We start from the raw sequence: 18,908 nt of genomic DNA, 5'->3' as shown, positions 1-18,908 counted from the left end.
GCCGACCGGAGCGGGTCGACGGCCGTCTCCTGGCGGCACGCGGGCCTCTGCGATGGCGGGGGACTGAGTCGCGCCCCGTATCGCAGCCTACAGATTCCGTTACTGGAGGGCCAGGTGTCGACTAAATCAGTCTCGCGTGTGGCATTGGGCGACGAATTTCGTACATCGAGGGTGTTCGGTGCCTTCCTGTGCCGGACCCGGCCCCGCTCCCAGGAGCCGCTGTCCGCTCGGGGGCGACGATGATTTCTCGGCGGTCCAGGAGTCAACAGGAGAGTGCAGGTGGACACCGAGCCCGAAAGGCAGCCTGATGAGTAAGTTGATCGTCACCGCGTTCGTCACTCTGGACGGCATCATGCAGGCTCCCGGCGGACCGGGCGAGGACGTCGATGAAGACTTCCCGTACGGCGGCTGGCAGGTCCCGTACGTCGACGAGGACTTCATGGGCCTCATGAAGGGGATCTTCGGTGAAACGGCGGACCATCTCCTGCTCGGCCGCAAGACCTACGACATTTTCGCCGCCCATTGGCCCCGGGTCACCGACACGAACGATCCGATCGCGGTGAAACTCAACGCCATGCCCAAATATGTCGCCTCGCGCACCCGCGAAAATCTGGAGTGGCACAACTCCCACGTGCTCAGGGGCGAGGCCGCGCAGTCCGTAGCCCGGCTCAAGGAACAGCTCGACGGCGTAATCATGACGCAGGGCAGCAGCGACCTCATCCGTACCCTGCAGCGTCACGACCTCGTCGATGAGTACCGGGTATTCGTCAACCCGGTGACGGTCGGTACCGGCAAGCGGCTCTTCGACGCCCACGCCGCCCCTGTGGCCTGGACGCTGCTGCAGTCCCGCATCACCGGTGCGGGCGTGCAGTACTGCGTCTACGGACGGGCCGGGAAGCCCCGGTACGGGTCCTTCAGGCTGGATGAGCAGGAGTGACAGCACCCCGGCACGCGCCCCGGCGCCGGACTCGCCGGACCTGCCGACGGTACCGGCAGGCGTACCAGCCGCTGCCGCTGCGCACCTGCCACGAGGGGCTCCCGGCTCCCTCAACTCACCTCCCTGCGGGGCCCGAAGCGAATCCGGCACAACTATCCGTGCCACTCGCGGGTCACATCAAGTGGGAGCAAACTGCTCTCGGGGACGCAAGGGGGAAATATGAGAATCGCGCGCAATCTCGCGGCTGCCGGGGCACTGACCGCACTGGCGGTCGGCGCCACGACCGCGCTCGGCACGACCGCCTCCGCCGCACCCAACGTCACACCACAGGGCGCCTGCGGCAGCGCCTACAAGACCGTGAACTCGGCACCCATCGGCTCGCGAGGCACCGTCTACCTCACGTACAACTCCTCGAACGGCAAGAACTGTGCCGTGACCATCCGCTCGGCCCCCGGCAAGGCCACGTACATGTCCACCTACGTCTACATTCCCGACACCGACACGTGGGCCGGGGACGACGGTAACTACACGTCCTACGCGGGGCCGACCTACGCCTACGGCAAGGGCCACTGCGTGAGTTGGGGTGGCACCATCGACAATGTGTCCGTGTCGGTGGAGCACTCCAACTGCGCCGCCCTGAAGGAGCGCCGGGTCACCGAGGTCCGCTGACCCGGCACGGTCCAACTGTCGGCCTGTCCGTCGCCTCAGGCGCGGGCCGGCCGGACCACCCGGACCGCGCCGCGTATCCGGCCGGCCGGGTGGGGGGATCTCGTACCTGTGTCACACTGGAGCGGCACTGGTGACCGGCGACAAGCCGGAAGACTCCATCTGTGCTGCTTTGGTGTGTGCTGCCAATGGTCGGGATCGCGGAGGCTGCCCTGTCCTGTCATGCCTTGCCCTGCACCTCATGGCCGGTGGCTCCCTGTTCCTGGTGGGAGTCCGGTGGTGAACCGGGCAGCACAGGCCGGTGGTTCGCGCAGATCCCGGCCGGACGCCCGGTGGCGGTTCCTGATGACCACGAGCGCGCCGATGACCGCCAGTGCCATGAGGGCAGCGCCGAAGAGGGTGGCTCCGTTCGTGATTCCCATGGTGTCGCTGAGGTAGCCGGCAGCCACGGGCAGGATGCCCGCCAGGGTGTATCCGCTGACGTTGAGTGCCGCGTTCGCCTCGGCGAGACGGTGGGACGGGATGGAGGAGTTGAGCAGAGACAGCCCTCCGAGTTGGCCAAGGCCCTGGCCGGTGCCCGCCAGCAGGGCGGAGACGATGAGGGCCGGTGCCGACGCGGTGTTAACGGCGATGATGAGGGTGGTCATGCTCAGCGTGGTGCCGGTGGCTCCGGCCATCAGGACAGTGCTGCGAGGGAGTTTCCGGACGGTGAACTGCACCCCGGTGGCGGTGAGGAACATGGCGAATGCCATGGCGCCCGCGATGGTCCGGCTGGTGGTGTCGAGCAGCCCGGACAGCAGCGACGGCCCGAGGGAGAGGACAAATGACGTTGCGGTGATGCCAGGGGCGAACACGGCGGTTCCCAGGACGAGTTGTATGCGGTTGCCCCGCGGAACGCCAGGGACCCGCGCCCATGCTCCCTTCCTGGGTGCGGCGGGACGTCGCACCGGCATGAGCAGCACGGCGAGAACCGCGGTTCCCAGCAGTATGGCCTCGACGACGAAGACGGTGACAGTGGGGGCGGGCAATGTCTCGGAGAGCACACCGGCCAGGAGGGGCCCCAGGCCCGCACCGAAGACCATCGCGCAGGAGGCCAGCAGGGCGGCGAGCGGCTTGCGTTCCGGTCCCGCTGTGTCGGTGACCGCAGCCATACCCGCGGAGACGACCGCGCCCACAGCTATACCGGTGAACAGCCGGGCCACGATCAGCGCTGCCACCGTCGAGGCGGTCGCGAAGATGGCGCAGGCGGCCAGGGCGAGGGCGAGCGCCGGAAGAAGCACAGGCTTGCGTCCGATGCGATCGGACAGTACCCCGGAGACCAGCAGCGACCCGAGCAGGCCGATGATGTAGAAGGCGAAGATCACGGTGAGCGTGCCCTTGGAGAACCCGATGTCACGCTGCCACAGGACATAGAGCGGTGTCGCCGCGTTGGACAGGATGAAGACGGCGGTGACCGGCCATGCCGCCATCCACACCAACCTCATGGGAGCGGAGCGCCCTGTCGGCGGCCGCTTCCCCTCTCCGGCTGTCGCCTCGGGTCGCCGTTTGTCGCCGATGCGTTTCGCGGGCACGGCCGAATTCTTGGGCATGGGTGTCCCTCCCGGCATACGTCAGTACGAGTTGAGTCGAACTTAGCATGCAGTACGATCGGAGTCGTACAGGGGATTTCAAGTTGCTGGGAGCTGTCCGTGCCGCCGAACGTGAACGCCGCGCCCGCGATCAAGGTGCTTCCCGAGCCGCCGGGGCTGCCCGACCCGCTGCCTGAGCCGGCTGTTGATGACGTACGTCTGGAGAGAGTGCTGGGCGCGCTGAGCGACCCACTGCGGTTGACCATCGTCCGCAAGCTCCTTCTCGAATCGGAAGACTTCGACCACTCCTGCGGATGGTTCGGGATCGACCGGCCCAAGTCCTCGCTCACCCACCACTTCAAGGCCCTGCGTGAGGCCGGGATCACCAGGCAGCGTCAGTACGGGCTCGAACGCCGCAGCCACGTACGCGTCGATGACCTCAATGCCCGCTTCCCCGGTCTCCTCGGCCTGGTCGCCGACTGGATCGCGGACACGCGCTGACCCGGCTGGGCCCCCGGGGTCCGCTCCGGCTGATTGGGAAGGGTCTGTGTGCCTGGGCGGCCCTCCCCATGGGTGGATGTTGTGTTTCTTCACCGGGGCTCGGGGCAGGCGTCTGACAGCAGGCCGCTGGAAGCGGTTGGAATCGGCGTCGCCATGGATGCCAGGACGGAGTTGAGCATGCTGAGTGCTATCGCGGACATTTTCCGGGCCATCGGCGGGGCAATCGCCACTGTGGTGACCCTGCCGTTCAGGGCGGTGGCGCGTCTGTTCGGCGGGGCTGCTGACTCCGCCCACGGTCACCACTGAGCGGAATCCCGGCAGGTTTACCCACACCGGGTACCGAGTGAGCACCTGTCGGCTCGAACATACGAACAGTATGAACAGGGGGCGGAACCCGGCACGGGTCCGCCCCCTGTTCCTCTCAACCTCGCCGAAGAGCTCGCACAGTTCAGCGAGCTGTGGTCGCAGAAGAAGGTGGCGGATCTCAATGCCCGAGGTGGCGCCAGGAACGTCCTCTCCCCGTACCGGCCGAAAGGCCGGGAACGCCGCGCGTGGGCTTCCGGCCGGGGGTGGAGTGGGGAGGCGAGTGGAACCGGCCGTCCGTGGCGCCGTTACGTGAGCCCTGCGCCGCCTGGGCTGTCACATTTCCTACCCGCGTGCGGTAGGAATGCCCGCGTGCGGTACGAAGACTGGTGTGAACGAACAGAATCAGCCCGCGACCGTTCGTGTGTTCATCGCGCTCGCCCCGCCCGACCAAGCGAAAGAAGAACTGGCCCGGGAACTGCGCCTCGTCCAAGGCACGCACCCTCACCTGAGGTGGAACCGTATTGAGGACTGGCACATCACCCTGGCATTCCTCGGCGAGCAGCCGACCGGGACGGTTCCGCTTCTGCAGTCGGCTCTGAGTGGCCTTGCAGCGGCCGGCCGGCCGCTGTGCCTGGCGCTGCGCGGCGGCGGAACTTTCGACGGCCGAGTGGTGTGGAGCGGAATCGGCGGAGACGTCGATGAGCTGCACATGCTCGCTGCCGATGTGCGTGCTGCCGTCAAGGACTGCGGTGTCGCTTTTGAGGGCCGTCCGCTGCGTCCCCATCTGACGCTGGCCCGTGCCCGTCGGGGAGATCAGTCCTCGGCGGGGGAGATCGCCGAAGGGCTTGCCCGATTCACCGGCCGGCCATGGACCGCCGGGCGTCTGCACCTCGTTGCCGGCAGCGGCGACCGTAGTGGCGGACCGATCCGCTACCGCGACATCGAGGCGTGGTCCTTCGGCGGCGATCACTCCACGGGACCCTGAACGAGGTAACAGGGCGTTGGACGGCACGCGATGATCACACTCACCCCCTCCTGATCCGTGGCAGGTCCCCAGCCGAGTCGCGAGACCCGGAACGCGATCCGTATCCAGCGCTGCTCCAGCAGCTCGCAGAGCTCTACCCCGCCCCGGCCGGGACCACCGCACACCCGTACTGGAGTTGGCGGGGCGAGCCTCTCGCGGTGTCCCGCCGCACCAGTACCGCCAGAAGCGGGGCCCGCGGTAACCGTGCCCTGCGTTCACGGAGTCCGGCACCGGGCGCTGCGGGCATGACCACCGGGTCACAGCAGCCGGGAGGACCCGGCCGCACAGCGGTTTCCGGCCGCAGACGACGCCTTTGAGAGGCTGAAACGGCACCGGGCCTTCTGTCGTTTCCATTCTGTGACGTGATCTGCACCGGGCCACGGGCACACACCGCTAGCGTCGGGCCCATGATCGTATGGCTCAATGGCACCCACGGCGCAGGTAAGACAACGACCGGTGCACTCGTGCAGCAGCTGATCCCGGACTCAAGAGTGTTCGATGCCGAGAAGGTCGGTGAGACACTCATGGACATCACGCCGGGGCTGCCCTGGACGGGAAACTTCCAGGACTGGCCGCCGTGGCGGCCTCTCGTGGTCGAGACGGCCCGCCGCGTACTGGAATACACCGGCGGCACCCTGGTGATGCCTATGACTGTCCTGGTCGAGCAGTACTGGCATGAGATCAGCACGGGTCTCGCCCAACATGCCATCCCGGTAAGGCATTTCGTACTCCACGCTGACCAGGAAACCCTCCGTGGGCGCATCGAAGCGGACACGGTTCTCGGTCCCAACTCTCCGTTCCGTCTCAAATACCTTGAGCCCTATGCCGAGGCGGCCCGCACGTGGCTGCACGGTGAGGCTGAGGTCGTCGACACCACGCAGCTCACGCCCGCACAGGCCGCTCAGCGGATCGCGGAGGCAGTCAAGGGCTGAGATTCTGTCCCGTCTCGGATGATCCGGTCTCTGTGGGTAGGGCCGTGGCCTTCGGGGACCAGATCAACTGGGACGCCGAGCCGATCGGACCAGATCAGCTGGGACAGGGGCCAGATCGCTTGAGACGGGACAAGATTCGATCTGTCCGTGCACGCGTCCCCGGCGTCCCGTTGCCGTCGAACTTTGAATATGTGCCATCGAAGGTCCCCGGCACACGAGTCCGCCGGTGCCCCGTCGGCAGGCGGCGTTTGTCGCGGTCAGGCCGCAGGGGAGCGGGTCGAGGTGATCACGACGGATGTGTAGGGCATGGTGGCTTGGCCGCCGAGCTTGTTGACCGAGGCTCCGGCGCTGTGCGACCGCTCCAGTCGTGACCAGAGCGCCCGGGGCGCAGGTCGCTCCACCCCTGCCCCTCGGATCCATGCTGTCCCGCGCCATCGAGGGCTGACTGCCGCGTCGCTGCTCAAGCCGTACGACGTAGTCCACCGTCATCCCGGCGAGCAGGGACACGTCCACCCTGCGCAGGCCGACGCCGGGGGCCGCCGCGAATGCCGGCATCGGCCGGACGGATCGCCTCGCGGCGACGCAGAAGATCGGCGAGTTGGTCGCGTTGCGTGACTTCATGGTCGCCTGCTGTTGGATGGCAGGTCCAGGGAGCGGCGCTCCGCTTTCACACCGGGCGGTGCGGGCTCAGGGTGGGTGACAGACCGACCGCGGCAGACCGAGCACGAAGGAGTACGGGATGCAGGGACGAACCGTGGAACACAACCTCACCCTGGTGGAGGCGCTGCGCCGGGTCGCCGAGGCGAAGGGGTGCACTGTCGCGCAGCTGGCCATCGCCTGGGTGGCCGCACAGGGTGAGCACATCGTGCCGCTGGTCGGTGCCCGCACGCGTGAGCGGCTTGTCGAGGCCCTGCCCGCGGTGGAGCTGGTCCTCTCTCCGGCAGACCTTGCCGCGATCGAGAAGGCGGTGCCACCGGGCGCTGCACGCGGCGAGCGGTACCCGCCCGCGTTCATGCCGGACCTCGGCGTGGGCAGCTGAGCCCCGGAAGGAACCCGCGTACCCCCCCTTTGGCTCCTGACCTGCAGTCGTGCAAACGATGAGAGGACGAAACCGTGCGGATCGCTGTCACCACCCCGACCGGCAATGTAGGTCACCACGTCGTCGCCACACTGGTCCGCGCCGGGGTCCGGCCGCGCGTTTTGCTGCGGGACCCCGGACGGCTGGCTCCCGGCATGCAGGGCGAGGTCGATGCCGTACCTGTCGACCAATATGATGCCGACGCGGTGGTGGCCGCCACCGAAGGCGTTGACGCACTGTTCTGGGTGGACCCGACCACCGGCAGTGAGGACCCTCTTGCCGACTATGCTCGCGCCACCCGCAGCGTGGTCCGAGCCGTCACCGACAACCGCATCAGCCGCGTCGTCTTCCAAAGCAGTGTCGGCGCCGAGAAGCGTCACGGTGTCGGCGAGATCGACGGCTTGGCACACACGGAAACTGCTTTGGACGGCACGGGTGTCGACGTCACCCATCTGAGGTGCGGTTACTTCTTCACCAATCTCGAACTGCAACTCGATGCCCTGCGGGCCGGCACCCTCCAAGTGGTTCTTCCGCTCGACCAGCCCATGGCCTGGGTGGCGCCGCGCGACATCGCCGAGGTCGCAGCCACCCGCCTGCTTTCTCCTGCCTGGTCCGGCCGTTGTGTGCAAGCAGTTCATGGACCCGCGGATCTCACCTGGCGGCAGGTTGCCGAAGTCCTCACCGCGGCCACCGGCCGGCAGATCGGTGTCGAGCGGATCACCGACGACGCCATGCGTGCACAGCTCCACCAGGCCGGGATGACTGACGGGCTGGTGGAGGCCGTGCTCGGAATGTCGACCGGCCTGCGCGAGGACTTCGTGCCCGAACAGCGCCGCACCGTCCACACCACCACCTCGACCAGTCTTGCTGCCTGGGCGTACGACCACCTGCGGTGGCGGATTGCCGGTGTGTCGTAGGGGGCCTGGATGTGACCGCGTCCGGTCCGGGTCTCCCCGGGACTGCCGGCTGAACGGGCCCGGGTCGCAGGGCTGGTCGCCTGGCGTCTGATCTGTGGGCGGGCAGTAGAGGTGTTGCTTGCCGGGGCCGTTGTGAACTGCGTGAATCCCTGACGGGAGACCGGTGTTGTAGTTGAACCTGTCGGGGATCAGGTGCGCCCGGCGAGCTCCGCTAGCTACGCATGTCGGACTCGGCGGAGGTGTGGGCCTGTAGTGCCGGACCGGTTATCCGGGGAGCGGTTCTGGGCGCAGCGCCACTCACTGGGAGGTCGGAAGTCGACCGCCGGGTCTGTCAGTTCGGCGAGACCTGCTGCCGCAGTGTGTGGTGTGTGGTAGGTGGGTGGGGCGGGAAATGGGTGAGGGGCTGGGACGGGTTCATGGATGAACCTGTTCCAGCCCCTCGCCTGGACCTGAGTCCTGCCGTTCCCGGGGGGTTCGGCCGTCCCACGGACTCAGGTGGTCTGTGGGGGTGTGTGCGGGTGTGTGATGGTCCGCGTTGTCAGTAGGCGGAGTTGACGTTGTCCATCGAGCCGTATTTGTCGGCGGCGTAGTTGGCCGCGGCGACGATGTTGGCGACGGGGTCGGTGAGGCTGTCCTTGGTGCCCTTGACGTGGTAGGTGTCGAAGGTGGGCTGGATGACCTGGAGGAGTCCCTTGGAGGGGATGCCGTTCTGGGCGTTGACGTCCCAGTTGTTCTGGGCGTGGGGGTTGCCGCTGGACTCGCGCATGATGTTGCGGTGCAGGCCCTCGTAGCTGCCGGGGATGTGCTTGGCCTTCATGATGGCCAGTGATTCCTTGATCCAGCCGTCGAGGTTGTTGCCGTACTTGGTGCTCTTGACGATCTCGGCGACGGGGTCGGCGTGTATGGCGCTCGGTGCCTTCTTCGCCGTGGTGTGCTGGGCGGCCTTTTCGGCGTGGTGGGCCTGCTTGGCGACCTGGGCGGTGGTGACGGCGGCGGCCGAGACGGGTGCGTCGGTGGTGGGCTCGGCGGCGTGGGCGGGGTGCGGGGCCAGGGACAGGGCGCAGGCGGCGGCGCCGGCGGCGGCGATGCCGGCCACGGAGGACTTGCGGAGACTCAGGGTGCGGCGGGTGGTGACAGTCATGGGTGTGTACCTCTCCAGTGGGGGACGTCGTGGGGAGGCCGACTGGGGGGTCGGCGACACGGGTAGGGCGCTGGGGCCGTGGTTCGTGTCGTGGGGCCGGTGTCTGGATGACGGGCGGTGTGTTCCGCCCGGTCCGGCGCTCGGCTCCCCGGTACGTCAAACACCTTGCGAGAGGGACCCGGTCGAAGGCAATTGTGTGACCTACGACGATATTTAGTTACAAACCGGACAGGCGGGGTGTGGGGCCCGCAACGAGGGGGGAAAGCCCCGCCGTGGCCTACTAGGTGCCGTCCTGTGTGACGTGGCCCCTATGCCTGGGCTCACATATCACCGGCTCCCGCACCCCGGATTCTCACTCCGCGTCACCCCTCGTACACAGAAAATCCCAGTCCCAGCGGCATCCGAGCCCACCTCGGCACGTAAGCGGGCTGGTCCGTTTCCGGCAGGCCGACTTGGCAGCGCGTGGCCCCTGGCGCGTCCCTGTGGGGCGCGTGACCCGTGGCAGGGGCGGCGTGCACCGAAGAGGTCCAGGACTCACTGAATGCTGCCGGGGCTCCCGAATGTGTGAGTGACCCAGCGATCCATCCGGGCGCCGAAGTCCGACGCCGACGTGATTTCTGAGGCCGGCAGACAGCCGGCGTGGTCAAGGTCAACGATGAAGTCCACATCGGCCCAGCCGCCACGGAAAAGCACAACCGACAGCCAGGCCTCCGCCGGACCGGACAGGGTCACACCAATCGAATCCGGATCATGAACCCGGATCCTGTCGGTCTCGAGTGGCTGAGGCCAGGGTGCCGACGCATCCCGCCACGTCGCACGACCGACTTCCAGGCCGGCTGACGTCCAGCCAGCGGTTCGCTCAGTCAGAACGACAGCCGCCTCGTCAAGATCAACAATTCTGTCCACGAGGGGATCATCCCTCATGGGTAATCCCCGTCGGCCCCGGAACCCGTAGCTCGCGACGGCCACACCGGCGCTCACGGGTGTTCCTGTTTGCGGTGTGCGCGGCTGCAGCAGGTGCACCTCGTCCGACGCGAGGGGGTTTCGCCGGTGGAAACGGTCTGCCGCGGTGAACCGGAAGCCGTGGGCGCTGCTCGCGCCTGGGCCGACGCTGCGGTGGCCCGGGGTGCCCGGATCGGTGACCGGGGTTGCATTTCCAGGTCATGGCCCGTTTCCGCAGGGTGCGCGGTGCGGCTGGGTACCGCCCAGTGATCAGAGGGGCACGGGAACGGGGTGTCCTGTGTTCCCGTACCCCTCGCGCCGTCTGCGACGGCCACAGCCGAGAGGCAGGGGCAGGCCGACGGAGGCTGGGGGCAGGCATCAGTTCATGTAGACCTCCGCCCGGTCCACACTCACGTACGACGCCTGGGACTGCCCGTCGTGCTCGCCTGTCACCTGGACCTGAACCGTGTGCTTTCCGTAGGGCAATCGTGGGCTGACGTACTGGAGTGTCTCCCCAGTGCGGATCGCACCGTAGTAGTCCAGCCGCTGTCCGGGACCGCCGTCGATACTGAGGTTCGCGTAGCCGTTGCCGGTGTCGCGCACGGAGAGGAGGGCGATCCGGGTACCGGTGAAAGTGAACGTGGCAGTGTTCCCCGCACGGTCGCTCCAGTGGTCGTCGCCCCAGAAGCACTGAGCAGCGCAGCCCGTTCCCGAGTTCCAGTCACCGGTGTAGGCGACGGTCCCGTCCCCGCTGGAGCGGCCGTCGTCGTTGATCCAGTACGCGCCCGGTCCTGGATCTCCTGACGGGAGGTCCTGGGTGGCGCCCGTCGCGAGCGGTCGGCCGAGGTCGGGGCTCCCGTCGGCGTTCCAGCCGATGCGCTGGGCGCGTGTGGTGCGGTCGCCGTAGGTGTTGGTCGAGGTGGTCTTGGCGTGGTACGCCATCCAGTCCTCGGTGCCGTCGGGTGAACGGAAGAAGGTGTGGTGGCCTGGCCCGAAGACCCCGTGGTCGTCCGCGCGGGAGAAGACCGGCCCCTGGTGCTGCGTCCAGTTGCCGGGTACCAGCGGATCGGCATCCGACGGAAGCGACATCATCCAGATCTGGTAGTCCGGTTTCCCGGTGTCGCAGGTCGAGTAGGTCATCCAGGTGCGTCCGTTGCGGTACAGGAACTCCGGCCCCTCCCGGACCTCGGGGCAGCCGCCGGCCCCGTCGATGGCGACCGCGTCGCCCGAGACGGTGTACGGATTCGACAGGGGGGCGATGTTCAGGCCGTTGTGCTGGTACTGGTTGATGCCGCTGTAGGCAAGGTAGAGACGGCCGTTGTGCTGGAGGATGCCGGGGTCGATGGCGAAGTCGGAGGCGTGGTTGGGCGGTGCCAGCTCCGCCTTGAAGTGGTAGGAGCCTGCCGGGTCGTCACTGTCGGACTCCGCGACATAGATCCGGTGGTGGTCGTCGACGCCGTCGTCGGCGGTGTAGTAGAGGTACCAGTGGTCGCCGAAGCGATAGAACTCGGGGGCGAAGATGCCCTGGTTCCGGGAGCTGTCGCTGTCGGTCCATACGGTGATCGGATCGGCGGTGAGCAGGGTGCTGAGGGACGGCGAGCGCCACATGCGGATGCTGTTGCCCTGGGTCGTGGTCAGGTAGTAATTCCCGTTCCAGTACGTCATGAACGGGTCGGGGCCAGTGTTGAGCGGATTCCGGAACGTACCCGCGGCGGTCGTCCGCGGGCCGGCCGCCGGTGCGGAATCCGGGGCCCCCGTGGGAGTTGTCTGCGGGGCCGCCGCAGCGGTGGCGGGCCGTGCGGCGCCTGTGCAGGCCAGGATCAGTCCGAGCGCTGTCAGTACGCCGAAGAGGCGCAGGAGGCGCACGAGACGCAAAGAGCTTGCTGTTCTGTGGTGTTGAGTGCGCATGAGGGGTTCCTTCTCTGCGGACTGCTTTTCGCACAGTTGGGGGCGGACGTCCGGGCCGATTGCGGGTGCACAGGACTTCGCGCAGGCGTCGGTGTACATGCCTGACCAATGCGCCGGGGATCGGCACTTTGCATCGATGTAATCCAATGGTGGGTCACCGTAGAAGGGAGTTGATGCAGCGTCAAGGTCTCCCGGCCGAAGGGGCATCGATGGAGGAACGCGTTCCGGCGGCAGGCGGACCGACGCGCAGCGCTGGCGATGTGAGCTGGGTGGTCGGCGCACCCTGGACGCCGTAGCTCATCCGGTCCCTTCCGTCTGCGCGGCGGAGCGAGCCGCGGCTGCGCCCGCGCAGACGGAGCAGACGGAAGTGAGGGACCGGGCCGCCCGGTCGCCCCGCCTGGAAGCCGGGGAGCAGGATCGGACCTCCTCCCGCTCATACGCGGTCTTCCGCCCCGCGTGTCCGGTGCTACCGGGTTCCGCCCCGACCGGGTCCAAGCGCGCGACCTGTCCTGCGATGGGGCCGGTGCTGAAGGCGGCCATCAGCGGATCTGTAGGGCAACGCCTCCAGCAGCAGGGCAGGTCCATCCCCACAACAGCAGGCCAGTGGAGCAGTCGTGGAGGCCGCACAGCCATGACGAGCTCTGCGGTCGGACGGTCACGGAGACACCTCCGGTGCACCCGTCCGCAGCCCGTCCATCACCAGATCCAGCAGCCTGTTGGCGCGGGACTGCCAGTCGTCGTGCGGGTCGATCATCCACAGGCCTGCGATCGCCAGCATGAAGTCGTCCGAGGTGACGCCGGGGCGGATCGTACCCGCCTTCTCGTTCGTCGCGAGTAGCAGCGTGACCGCCTCCGTCAGCGGACCGTGCGCGAGGCTCTTCATGGTCCCGCGGGCGGTCGTCGCCTCGCGCAGCGCCTTCGCGAGGCCGGCCTTCGCGATCGCGTACTGCGCGAGCCGGTCCATCCACTCGCGCAGCGCCTCAGCCGGCGGCCGTGTGCACAGCAACTGCCTGGCGGCCTCTGCGACGTGCTGCACCTCGTACCGGTACACCTCAAGGACCAGTGCCTCCCGGCTGGGGAAGTTCCGGTAGAACGTGCCCTGTCCGACGCCCGCTTTCCGCGCGATCGCGCTCAATGGTGTGTCCGCCGAGCGCGTCAGCTCGGCCAGGGCCACATCGAGGATGCGCTCACGGTTGCGCTGCGCGTCCGAGCGCAGCGTCGCCTGCCTGTTGGGGTGTCGCATCCGTCCTCCTCCGAAGGCGCCGCGGGGTGATCCTTGCTGGGCGGACAGTTGTCCACTACGGTCGGGAACTTGTAGTGGACAGCTGTCCGTTTCGTATTCACCACCCTAGCGGCGGACACGGTCCCGGCGCTCCTCCCACATACAGCGCTGATTCTCCTCGCAACAGGAACCCGAAAGAAGGCCCCTCATGGCCCCAGCGGGCACGCCCACCTCCAGTGCCGTCACGCTGCACATCAATGGTGACCAGTACACCCTGCCCGTTGATCACCGAACCACACTGCTCGACGCTCTGCGCGAGCGGCTCGACCTGACCGGTACGAAGAAGGGATGTGACCAGGGACAGTGCGGCGCCTGCACCGTGCTGGTCGACGGGCGCAGGACCCTCTCCTGCCTGCAGTTCGCTGTCGCCGCGGAGGGACGGGAGATCACCACCATCGAGGGCGTCGCTGACGGCGATGGGCTGCACCCCGTCCAGCAGGCGTTCGTGGAACTGGACGGGTACCAGTGCGGCTACTGCACGCCCGGACAGATCTGCTCGGCGCTCGGCGTCCTGGAGGAGCACGCGGCCGGCTGGCCGAGCGCCGTGACCGAGGACATGCGGCCGGAGGCCGGCCCGCCCCCGCTGACGGCGGAGGAGATCAGGGAACGGATGAGCGGGAACCTGTGCCGGTGCGGCGCCTACGTATCGATCGTGCGGGCCGTCGCCCAGGCGGCCAAGCAGTCGGCTGCCGCAGCGGACGAAGCGAAGGAGCAGGTGGCGTGAGGGAGTTCGAGTACGAACGGGCGCGCGACGTGCCGGGCGCCGTGGCGGTGCTCGGCACCGACCCCGAGGCGCGGTACCTCGGCGGCGGCACCAACCTCGTGGACCTGATGAAAGCCGGTGTCGAGCGGCCCGCACGCCTCGTCGACGTACGGGCACTGCCACTCGACCGGGTCGAGCTGACGAGCGCCGGCGGCCTGCGTATCGGGGCCACCGTCACCAACAGTGACCTCGCCGCGCACCCCGAAGTGCGCCGCCGCTACCCGGCATTGACGCAGGCCGTGCTGGCGGGGGCGTCCGGCCAGCTGCGCAACATGGCCACCGTGGGCGGAAACCTGCTGCAGCGCACCCGCTGCGGCTATTTCACCGATGTGACCAAGCCCTGCAACAAGCGGGTGCCGGGAAGCGGTTGCCCCGCCGTACAAGGCGAGCACCGCAACGCCGCGGTCCTCGGAGCGAGTGAGAGCTGCGTGGCCGTCCACCCGTCCGACATGGGGGTAGCGCTCGCCGCCTTCGACGCCGTCGTGGAGTACGAAACCGCGGACGGCAGGGGGGAGTTGGCGCTCGGTGACTTCTACCGTCCGGTCGGCGATACGCCGCACCTGGAGACCGCGCTGCCCGCAGGCGCGCTCATCACGGCCGTCACCCTGCCGCCCGCACCGGTCGCAGCTCACTCCCGCTACCGCAAGGTGCGCGAACGGGCCTCGTACGCCTTCGCCATCGGATCGGTGGCTGCCGCGCTCGATGTGCGTGACGGGGTGGTGCGGGATGTGCGGATCGCCTTCGGGGCGGTCGCTTCGCGGCCCTGGCGGGCCCGGTCCGCCGAACGGGAACTGCTGGGAAGGCCTGCGGATGCCGCCTCGTTCGGCGACGCGGCCGACGCCGAGCTTGCGGAGGCATCGCCGCTGCCGCACAACGCGTACAAGGTGCCACTGATGCGCAATCTCCTCGTGGCACTGCTCACGGAACTGGAGCAGGAGGCGACCCGATGACCACATTGCCCACCACTGCGAAGCCTGACGCGGTCGGCGTCTCCCACACCCGGATCGAGGGCTTCGACAAGGTCACCGGTGCCGCCCGTTACGCGAGCGAGGTCCCCTTCACCGAGCTCGCCCACGGCTGGCTGGTGCTGTCGACCGTGGCCCGCGGCCGCATCCGGGCGATCGATGACGAGGCGGTGCGCGCCCTGCCGGGCGTGCTCACGGTCCTTTACCACTACAACGCGCCACGTGTGAACGACGACGTGGTCGGTGCGCTCGGCCGCCCCGACCCTATCGTCGAGGTGTTCCAGCACGACCGGATCCCCCACGCCGGGTGGCCCGTCGCGCTGGTCGTCGCCGAGACTCCGGAGCAGGCACGCGAGGCTGCCGAGGCACTCGTCGTCGAGTACGACGAGGAGCCGCACGACATCGCGTTCCACGCGGACAAGGACGGCGTCTACACACCACAGGACGCGGAGACCACGAAGGGTGACCTGGACGCCGAACTCGCTGCGTCCGCTGTGGTGCTGGACGCCAGGTACACGACGCCCGAGCAGCACCACTGTGCCATGGAGCCCCATGCCGTGACAGTGCGCTGGAACGGCGGGCGCCTGGAGGTCCACGACTCCAATCAGGGCAGCAAGTGGATCGCTGACGACCTCGCCCGTCTGTTCTCGCTCGACCTGTCCGCCGTGCACGTTCGCTCCGAACACGTCGGCGGTGCATTCGGCTCCAAGGGGCTGCGCTCGCACCACGTCGCCGCAGTGATGGCCGCCACGGACCTGCAGCGTCCGGTGCGGGTGGCCTTGACACGGCGTCAGGTGTTCGCGATCACCGGATACCGCAGCCCTACCACTCAGCGGGTGCGGCTCGGAGCCGATGCGGACGGGCGGCTGCGCGCCTTCGCTCACGAGAACCAGTCGCTCACCTCGCATCTGCGTGAGTTCGTCGAGGGCAGCGCCTCCTACGGGCGCACCATGTACGACGCCGTCGCGCACCACACCGTCAACCGCGTCGTGCCCGTCGGCGTGGGCACACCCACGTGGATGCGGGCCCCCGGCGAGGCGCCGGGCTCGTTCGCGGTGGAGTCGGCGCTCGACGAGCTGGCCGAGCGGCTCGGCATGGACCCGATCGCTCTGCGCGCCCGCAATGAACCAGAGGTCGGCCCGGTATCCGGGCTGCCGTTCAGCAGCCGCAACCTGCTCGCCTGTTTCGAGAAGGGTGCGCGGCGATTCGGCTGGGCCGGACGCGATCCCCGCCCACGCGTCCGCCGCGAGGGCCGCTGGCTCCTGGGAACCGGCGTCGCTGCTTCCACGTTCCCGGCAGGTGCGGCCGCCTCGACGGCCTCGGTCACTGCGGAACCCGACGGCACCTTCACCGTCCGGATCACCGCGTCCGACGTCGGCACCGGCGCACGGACCGCTCTGACGCTCATTGCCGCCGACGCGCTCGACGTGACCCCCGGGCAGGTCCATGTCCGCATTGCCGACAGCGACTTCGGGGCCGCCTGGGTTGCAGGCGGCTCGATGGGCACCCGGTCCTGGGGCTGGGCCGTCATGTCCGCGGCGCGCGAGCTGCGCGAGCGACTGGCCCTGGCCGGCGGGGAGATCCCGGCGGGCGGGCTCACGGCCCGCACTGACACCGCCGCCCTCATCGCGGCGCTCGCCCAGAAGGAGCGGTACGCGTTCGGGGCACAGTTCGCCGATGTCGCCGTCGACGTGGCCACCGGGGAGGTGCGGGTGCGGCGGTTGCTCGGCGTCTTCGCCGCCGGGCGCATCGTGAACCCCCTGACCGCCCGCAGCCAGTTGGTGGGCGGCATGACATGGGGGCTCTCCATGGCGCTCCACGAGGAGGCGGTGCGCGACCAGGCGTCCGGCGGGCACGTCGGAGCGGACTTCGCGGGCTACCACTTCGCCGCGAACGCAGACGTGCCCGCCATAGAGGCCGACTGGGTCGACGACCCCGACCCGGACGACCCCGTCGGTATCAAGGGCGTCGGTGAGATCGGCATCGTCGGAACGGCCGCCGCCATCGCCAACGCCGTATGGCACGCCACCGGTGTCCGCCACCGCGATCTGCCGATCCGGCCCGACCGGGTGATCCTCGCCGAGGCGTCCCGAGACGAGTGGCATGCTTGATCTTGCAGCAGAACTGAGTCAATGGATCGAGCAGGGAAGGGAGTTCGCTGTCGCCACCGTCGTCTCGGTGACCGGCAGCGCACCCCGGCCGCCGGGCTCGGCCCTCGCCGTCGACGCCGCGGGGTTGGTCATCGGTTCGGTCTCCGGCGGGTGCGTCGAGGGCGCGGTGTACGAGCTGTGCGCCGAGGCCCTGCGCGACGGGGCGGTGCGCCGCGAGAGTTTCGGGTACAGCGACGACGACGCGTTCGCCGTGGGGCTCACCTGCGGTGGGGCGGTGGAGGTGCACGTCGTTCCGGTACGCGCGGACGCGCCGTCCCGTACGACGGTGGAGGCCGCGCTGGCTGCAGCGGTACGCGGTGAGGCGGTGGCGCTGGCCCGGATCCTCGACGGGCCCGGTGAACTCGCCGACTCGGGGGCGGTGTTGATGGTGCGGTCCGACGGGTCGCCCGAGGGGACGCTCGGCTCGGCGGACGACTCCGGGCTCGCCGCGCAGTCCCGGGCGCTGCTCGACATGGGGCGGACCGGGAAGTGCGCGGTGCCGGAGAGTTCGGCTCGATGCGGCGGCGACATCACCCTGTTCGTGGAGTCGAGTGTGCCGCCCGCGCGGATGATCGTCTTCGGAGCGGTGGATTTCGCGAGCGCCCTGGTGCGGGTGGGGAAACTGCTGGGATTTCACGTGACCCTCTGCGACGCACGTGGTGTCTTCGCGACGCGGGCCCGGTTTCCCGAGGCGGACGAGGTGGTGGTGGAGTGGCCGGACCGCTATCTGCGCGACACCGTCACGGACGAGCGGACCGTGCTGTGCGTGCTCACGCACGACTCCAAGTTCGACGTGCCGCTGCTGGAGGTCGCCCTGCGGCTGCCGGTCGCGTACGTCGGCGCGATGGGCTCCCGCCGCACACATGAGGACCGGCTCCGCAAACTGCGGGAGGCAGGAGTGGGGGAGAGGGGCCTTGCGCGGCTGCACTCCCCGATCGGCTTGGACACCGGCGGCCGCACACCGGAGGAGACGGCTGTCTCCATCGGCGCTGAGATCATCGCCGTCCTCCGGGGCGGCGACGGAGCACCGCTGAGCCGTGGCGGGGGGCCGATCCATCGTCCGGACCGGGCATGAGGCCGATGGGGGCAGCCGCTGCTGCCGGAGCAGGTCCGCCCTGTGCCCGGGGCATTCTGCGTAGGGGGACTCACCCACCGTCTACAGCCGGCTCCCGTCCCGTCCGCCCCGTCCCCGCCTCGGCTGTTCAGCAGCGGGGGCGGGGCGGTAGAGCGACGACCGGGGGAGTGCAGCGTGCCGCGCTCAGCCGACGTCGCTTCTGTCCGGGTCGCTGCTGTCGGGGAACGAGTGGTGTTCGTGTGCCACGAGCCATCGCCCCTCTTCCTTGCGGAGGCCGAGAGTGAGTCGCAGGCGGTTCGCCGGATGCTCGACGCGCTCCTGTGGTGTCTCACAGTGCAGCAGGGCGTATGCATATGCGACGTCGACCCCCGCGACGACGTCGAGTGACACGATCTCGAAGGACGCGCCTTGCGCCTGCCAGGCGAAGAAGGGCGGCCACGTGTCACGGTAGGCATCGATGCCATGGACGCCGTCGTAGGGCGGTGGGACATCGAACATCACGATGTCGTCGGCATGGTCCGCCAGGACCTGCGGCAGGTCACCCTTGTGCACCGCTGATGCCCACCGCTCGACCAGCGTCCGGATCTGCGCTTCGTCGTCGGTCATGCTCGCCCCACTGCTCCTCGGGCCGCGACGCGCTACGAGACTGTTCACGGCCGGGGGAAGCCGCTCAGCCGAGGATGCACCCTTCGGCGCGAACAGAAGGTACGCGCACGGCACCCGTCCTCGGACTTCCCCGGTACCTCCCACCGT

At 68.7% G+C, this 18,908-nt stretch carries 18 protein-coding genes and 2 pseudogenes; 12 read left to right on the top strand and 8 right to left on the bottom strand.

The window, feature by feature from the left end; all coding sequences use genetic code 11:
- Positions 1-307 precede the first annotated feature (307 nt).
- Both OG584_RS00815 and OG584_RS00810 read left to right on the top strand, forming a co-directional pair.
- Positions 308-937, top strand: coding sequence for a dihydrofolate reductase family protein (locus tag OG584_RS00815; protein WP_405773901.1), 630 nt, complete (start codon positions 308-310; stop codon positions 935-937).
- A gap of 219 nt (positions 938-1,156) precedes the next feature.
- Entirely contained in the window at positions 1,157-1,606 is a 450-nt protein-coding gene (locus OG584_RS00810) for a spore-associated protein (RefSeq protein WP_405773899.1), read from the top strand.
- Between the two features lie 236 nt (positions 1,607-1,842).
- Here the strand turns inward: OG584_RS00810 and OG584_RS00805 are convergent, their stop codons facing one another.
- A complete protein-coding gene (locus OG584_RS00805) occupies positions 1,843-3,072 on the bottom strand; it encodes an MFS transporter (RefSeq protein WP_405773897.1) in 1,230 nt (409 codons plus the stop codon).
- Between the two features lie 219 nt (positions 3,073-3,291).
- Between OG584_RS00805 and OG584_RS00800 the strand changes: the two genes are divergently transcribed.
- The 4 genes from OG584_RS00800 to OG584_RS00785 all read left to right on the top strand — a co-directional run bounded on the left by OG584_RS00800 (position 3,292) and on the right by OG584_RS00785 (position 5,934).
- Positions 3,292-3,672, top strand: a complete 381-nt coding sequence (locus OG584_RS00800) for an ArsR/SmtB family transcription factor (RefSeq protein WP_405773895.1) — start codon at positions 3,292-3,294, stop codon at positions 3,670-3,672.
- 177 nt (positions 3,673-3,849) lie between these two features.
- Entirely contained in the window at positions 3,850-3,978 is a 129-nt protein-coding gene (locus tag OG584_RS00795; RefSeq protein ID WP_405773893.1) for an LPFR motif small protein, read from the top strand.
- Positions 3,979-4,339: 361 nt separating this feature from the next.
- Positions 4,340-4,963 (top strand): RNA 2',3'-cyclic phosphodiesterase, encoded by a 624-nt coding sequence (thpR, locus tag OG584_RS00790; RefSeq protein ID WP_405773892.1) that lies wholly within the window; start codon positions 4,340-4,342, stop codon positions 4,961-4,963.
- A gap of 446 nt (positions 4,964-5,409) precedes the next feature.
- Positions 5,410-5,934, top strand: coding sequence for an ATP-binding protein (locus OG584_RS00785; RefSeq protein ID WP_405773890.1), 525 nt, complete (start codon positions 5,410-5,412; stop codon positions 5,932-5,934).
- A gap of 257 nt (positions 5,935-6,191) precedes the next feature.
- On the opposite strand, the gene OG584_RS00780 is transcribed toward OG584_RS00785, so the two are convergent.
- Both OG584_RS00780 and OG584_RS00775 read right to left on the bottom strand, forming a co-directional pair.
- Positions 6,192-6,335 carry a hypothetical protein gene (locus OG584_RS00780; protein ID WP_405773888.1) on the bottom strand — a complete coding sequence of 48 codons (144 nt, stop codon included), beginning with the start codon at positions 6,333-6,335 and terminating at the stop codon, positions 6,192-6,194.
- Positions 6,336-6,369: 34 nt separating this feature from the next.
- Positions 6,370-6,520 (bottom strand): annotated as a pseudogene (locus OG584_RS00775) (transcriptional regulator); the annotation flags it as partial.
- A 156-nt stretch (positions 6,521-6,676) separates the two neighbouring features.
- Between OG584_RS00775 and OG584_RS00770 the strand changes: the two are divergent.
- A pseudogene (locus OG584_RS00770) lies at positions 6,677-6,973 on the top strand (aldo/keto reductase); the annotation flags it as partial.
- Positions 6,974-7,047: 74 nt separating this feature from the next.
- The gene (locus OG584_RS00765) at positions 7,048-7,929 is read left to right on the top strand and encodes an NAD(P)H-binding protein (protein ID WP_405773886.1); all 882 of its coding nucleotides are present in this window, start codon (positions 7,048-7,050) and stop codon (positions 7,927-7,929) included.
- A 538-nt stretch (positions 7,930-8,467) separates the two neighbouring features.
- On the opposite strand, the gene OG584_RS00760 is transcribed toward OG584_RS00765, so the two are convergent.
- The 4 genes from OG584_RS00760 to OG584_RS00745 form a co-directional block, all read right to left on the bottom strand.
- Positions 8,468-9,070 carry a transglycosylase SLT domain-containing protein gene (locus OG584_RS00760; protein ID WP_405773884.1) on the bottom strand — a complete coding sequence of 201 codons (603 nt, stop codon included), beginning with the start codon at positions 9,068-9,070 and terminating at the stop codon, positions 8,468-8,470.
- Between the two features lie 534 nt (positions 9,071-9,604).
- Positions 9,605-9,976, bottom strand: a complete 372-nt coding sequence (locus tag OG584_RS00755) for a hypothetical protein (RefSeq protein WP_405773882.1) — start codon at positions 9,974-9,976, stop codon at positions 9,605-9,607.
- A gap of 414 nt (positions 9,977-10,390) precedes the next feature.
- Positions 10,391-11,920 (bottom strand): family 43 glycosylhydrolase, encoded by a 1,530-nt coding sequence (locus OG584_RS00750; RefSeq protein ID WP_405773881.1) that lies wholly within the window; start codon positions 11,918-11,920, stop codon positions 10,391-10,393.
- Positions 11,921-12,575: 655 nt separating this feature from the next.
- On the bottom strand, positions 12,576-13,163 hold the full coding sequence (locus OG584_RS00745) for a TetR/AcrR family transcriptional regulator (protein WP_405773880.1): 588 nt from the start codon (positions 13,161-13,163) through the stop codon (positions 12,576-12,578).
- A gap of 187 nt (positions 13,164-13,350) precedes the next feature.
- Between OG584_RS00745 and OG584_RS00740 the strand changes: the two genes are divergently transcribed.
- Genes OG584_RS00740 through OG584_RS00725 form a run of 4 tightly spaced genes read left to right on the top strand, consistent with a single transcriptional unit; the run spans position 13,351 to position 18,155 of the window.
- A complete protein-coding gene (locus OG584_RS00740) occupies positions 13,351-13,926 on the top strand; it encodes a 2Fe-2S iron-sulfur cluster-binding protein (protein WP_405773879.1) in 576 nt (191 codons plus the stop codon).
- Positions 13,923-14,915 carry an FAD binding domain-containing protein gene (locus OG584_RS00735; protein WP_405773878.1) on the top strand — a complete coding sequence of 331 codons (993 nt, stop codon included), beginning with the start codon at positions 13,923-13,925 and terminating at the stop codon, positions 14,913-14,915. Before OG584_RS00740 ends, OG584_RS00735 begins: the two co-directional genes overlap by 4 nt.
- Complete coding sequence (locus tag OG584_RS00730) at positions 14,912-17,041, top strand: xanthine dehydrogenase family protein molybdopterin-binding subunit (protein WP_405773877.1); 2,130 nt, start codon at positions 14,912-14,914, stop codon at positions 17,039-17,041. The genes OG584_RS00735 and OG584_RS00730 overlap by 4 nt, the downstream gene beginning before the upstream one ends.
- Positions 17,034-18,155 carry an XdhC family protein gene (locus OG584_RS00725; RefSeq protein WP_405773876.1) on the top strand — a complete coding sequence of 374 codons (1,122 nt, stop codon included), beginning with the start codon at positions 17,034-17,036 and terminating at the stop codon, positions 18,153-18,155. The genes OG584_RS00730 and OG584_RS00725 overlap by 8 nt, the downstream gene beginning before the upstream one ends.
- Positions 18,156-18,338: 183 nt before the next feature.
- Here the strand turns inward: OG584_RS00725 and OG584_RS00720 are convergent, their stop codons facing one another.
- Positions 18,339-18,761: a YybH family protein gene (locus tag OG584_RS00720; RefSeq protein ID WP_405773875.1), complete on the bottom strand. Its 423-nt coding sequence runs from the start codon at positions 18,759-18,761 to the stop codon at positions 18,339-18,341.
- Positions 18,762-18,908 lie beyond the last annotated feature (147 nt).

It is taken from the genome of Streptomyces sp. NBC_00859 (assembly GCF_045161865.1).
Lineage (GTDB): Bacteria > Actinomycetota > Actinomycetes > Streptomycetales > Streptomycetaceae > Streptomyces.
The sequence above is the reverse complement of the archived record's forward strand: the minus strand, read 5'-3'. Positions and strand labels throughout refer to the sequence as shown.

Coding starts and splice junctions, on each gene's coding strand:
- OG584_RS00750 (WP_405773881.1), bottom strand. CDS start 11,920: ATGCGCACTCAACACCACAGAACAGCAAGCTCTTTGCGTCTCGTGCGC.
- OG584_RS00805 (WP_405773897.1), bottom strand. CDS start 3,072: ATGGCGGCATGGCCGGTCACCGCCGTCTTCATCCTGTCCAACGCGGCG.
- OG584_RS00760 (WP_405773884.1), bottom strand. CDS start 9,070: ATGACTGTCACCACCCGCCGCACCCTGAGTCTCCGCAAGTCCTCCGTG.
- OG584_RS00740 (WP_405773879.1), top strand. CDS start 13,351: ATGGCCCCAGCGGGCACGCCCACCTCCAGTGCCGTCACGCTGCACATC.
- thpR (WP_405773892.1), top strand. CDS start 4,340: ATGCCCGCGTGCGGTACGAAGACTGGTGTGAACGAACAGAATCAGCCC.
- OG584_RS00785 (WP_405773890.1), top strand. CDS start 5,410: ATGATCGTATGGCTCAATGGCACCCACGGCGCAGGTAAGACAACGACC.
- OG584_RS00720 (WP_405773875.1), bottom strand. CDS start 18,761: ATGACCGACGACGAAGCGCAGATCCGGACGCTGGTCGAGCGGTGGGCA.
- OG584_RS00810 (WP_405773899.1), top strand. CDS start 1,157: ATGAGAATCGCGCGCAATCTCGCGGCTGCCGGGGCACTGACCGCACTG.
- OG584_RS00745 (WP_405773880.1), bottom strand. CDS start 13,163: ATGCGACACCCCAACAGGCAGGCGACGCTGCGCTCGGACGCGCAGCGC.
- OG584_RS00725 (WP_405773876.1), top strand. CDS start 17,034: ATGCTTGATCTTGCAGCAGAACTGAGTCAATGGATCGAGCAGGGAAGG.
- OG584_RS00795 (WP_405773893.1), top strand. CDS start 3,850: ATGCTGAGTGCTATCGCGGACATTTTCCGGGCCATCGGCGGGGCAATC.
- OG584_RS00730 (WP_405773877.1), top strand. CDS start 14,912: ATGACCACATTGCCCACCACTGCGAAGCCTGACGCGGTCGGCGTCTCC.
- OG584_RS00815 (WP_405773901.1), top strand. CDS start 308: ATGAGTAAGTTGATCGTCACCGCGTTCGTCACTCTGGACGGCATCATG.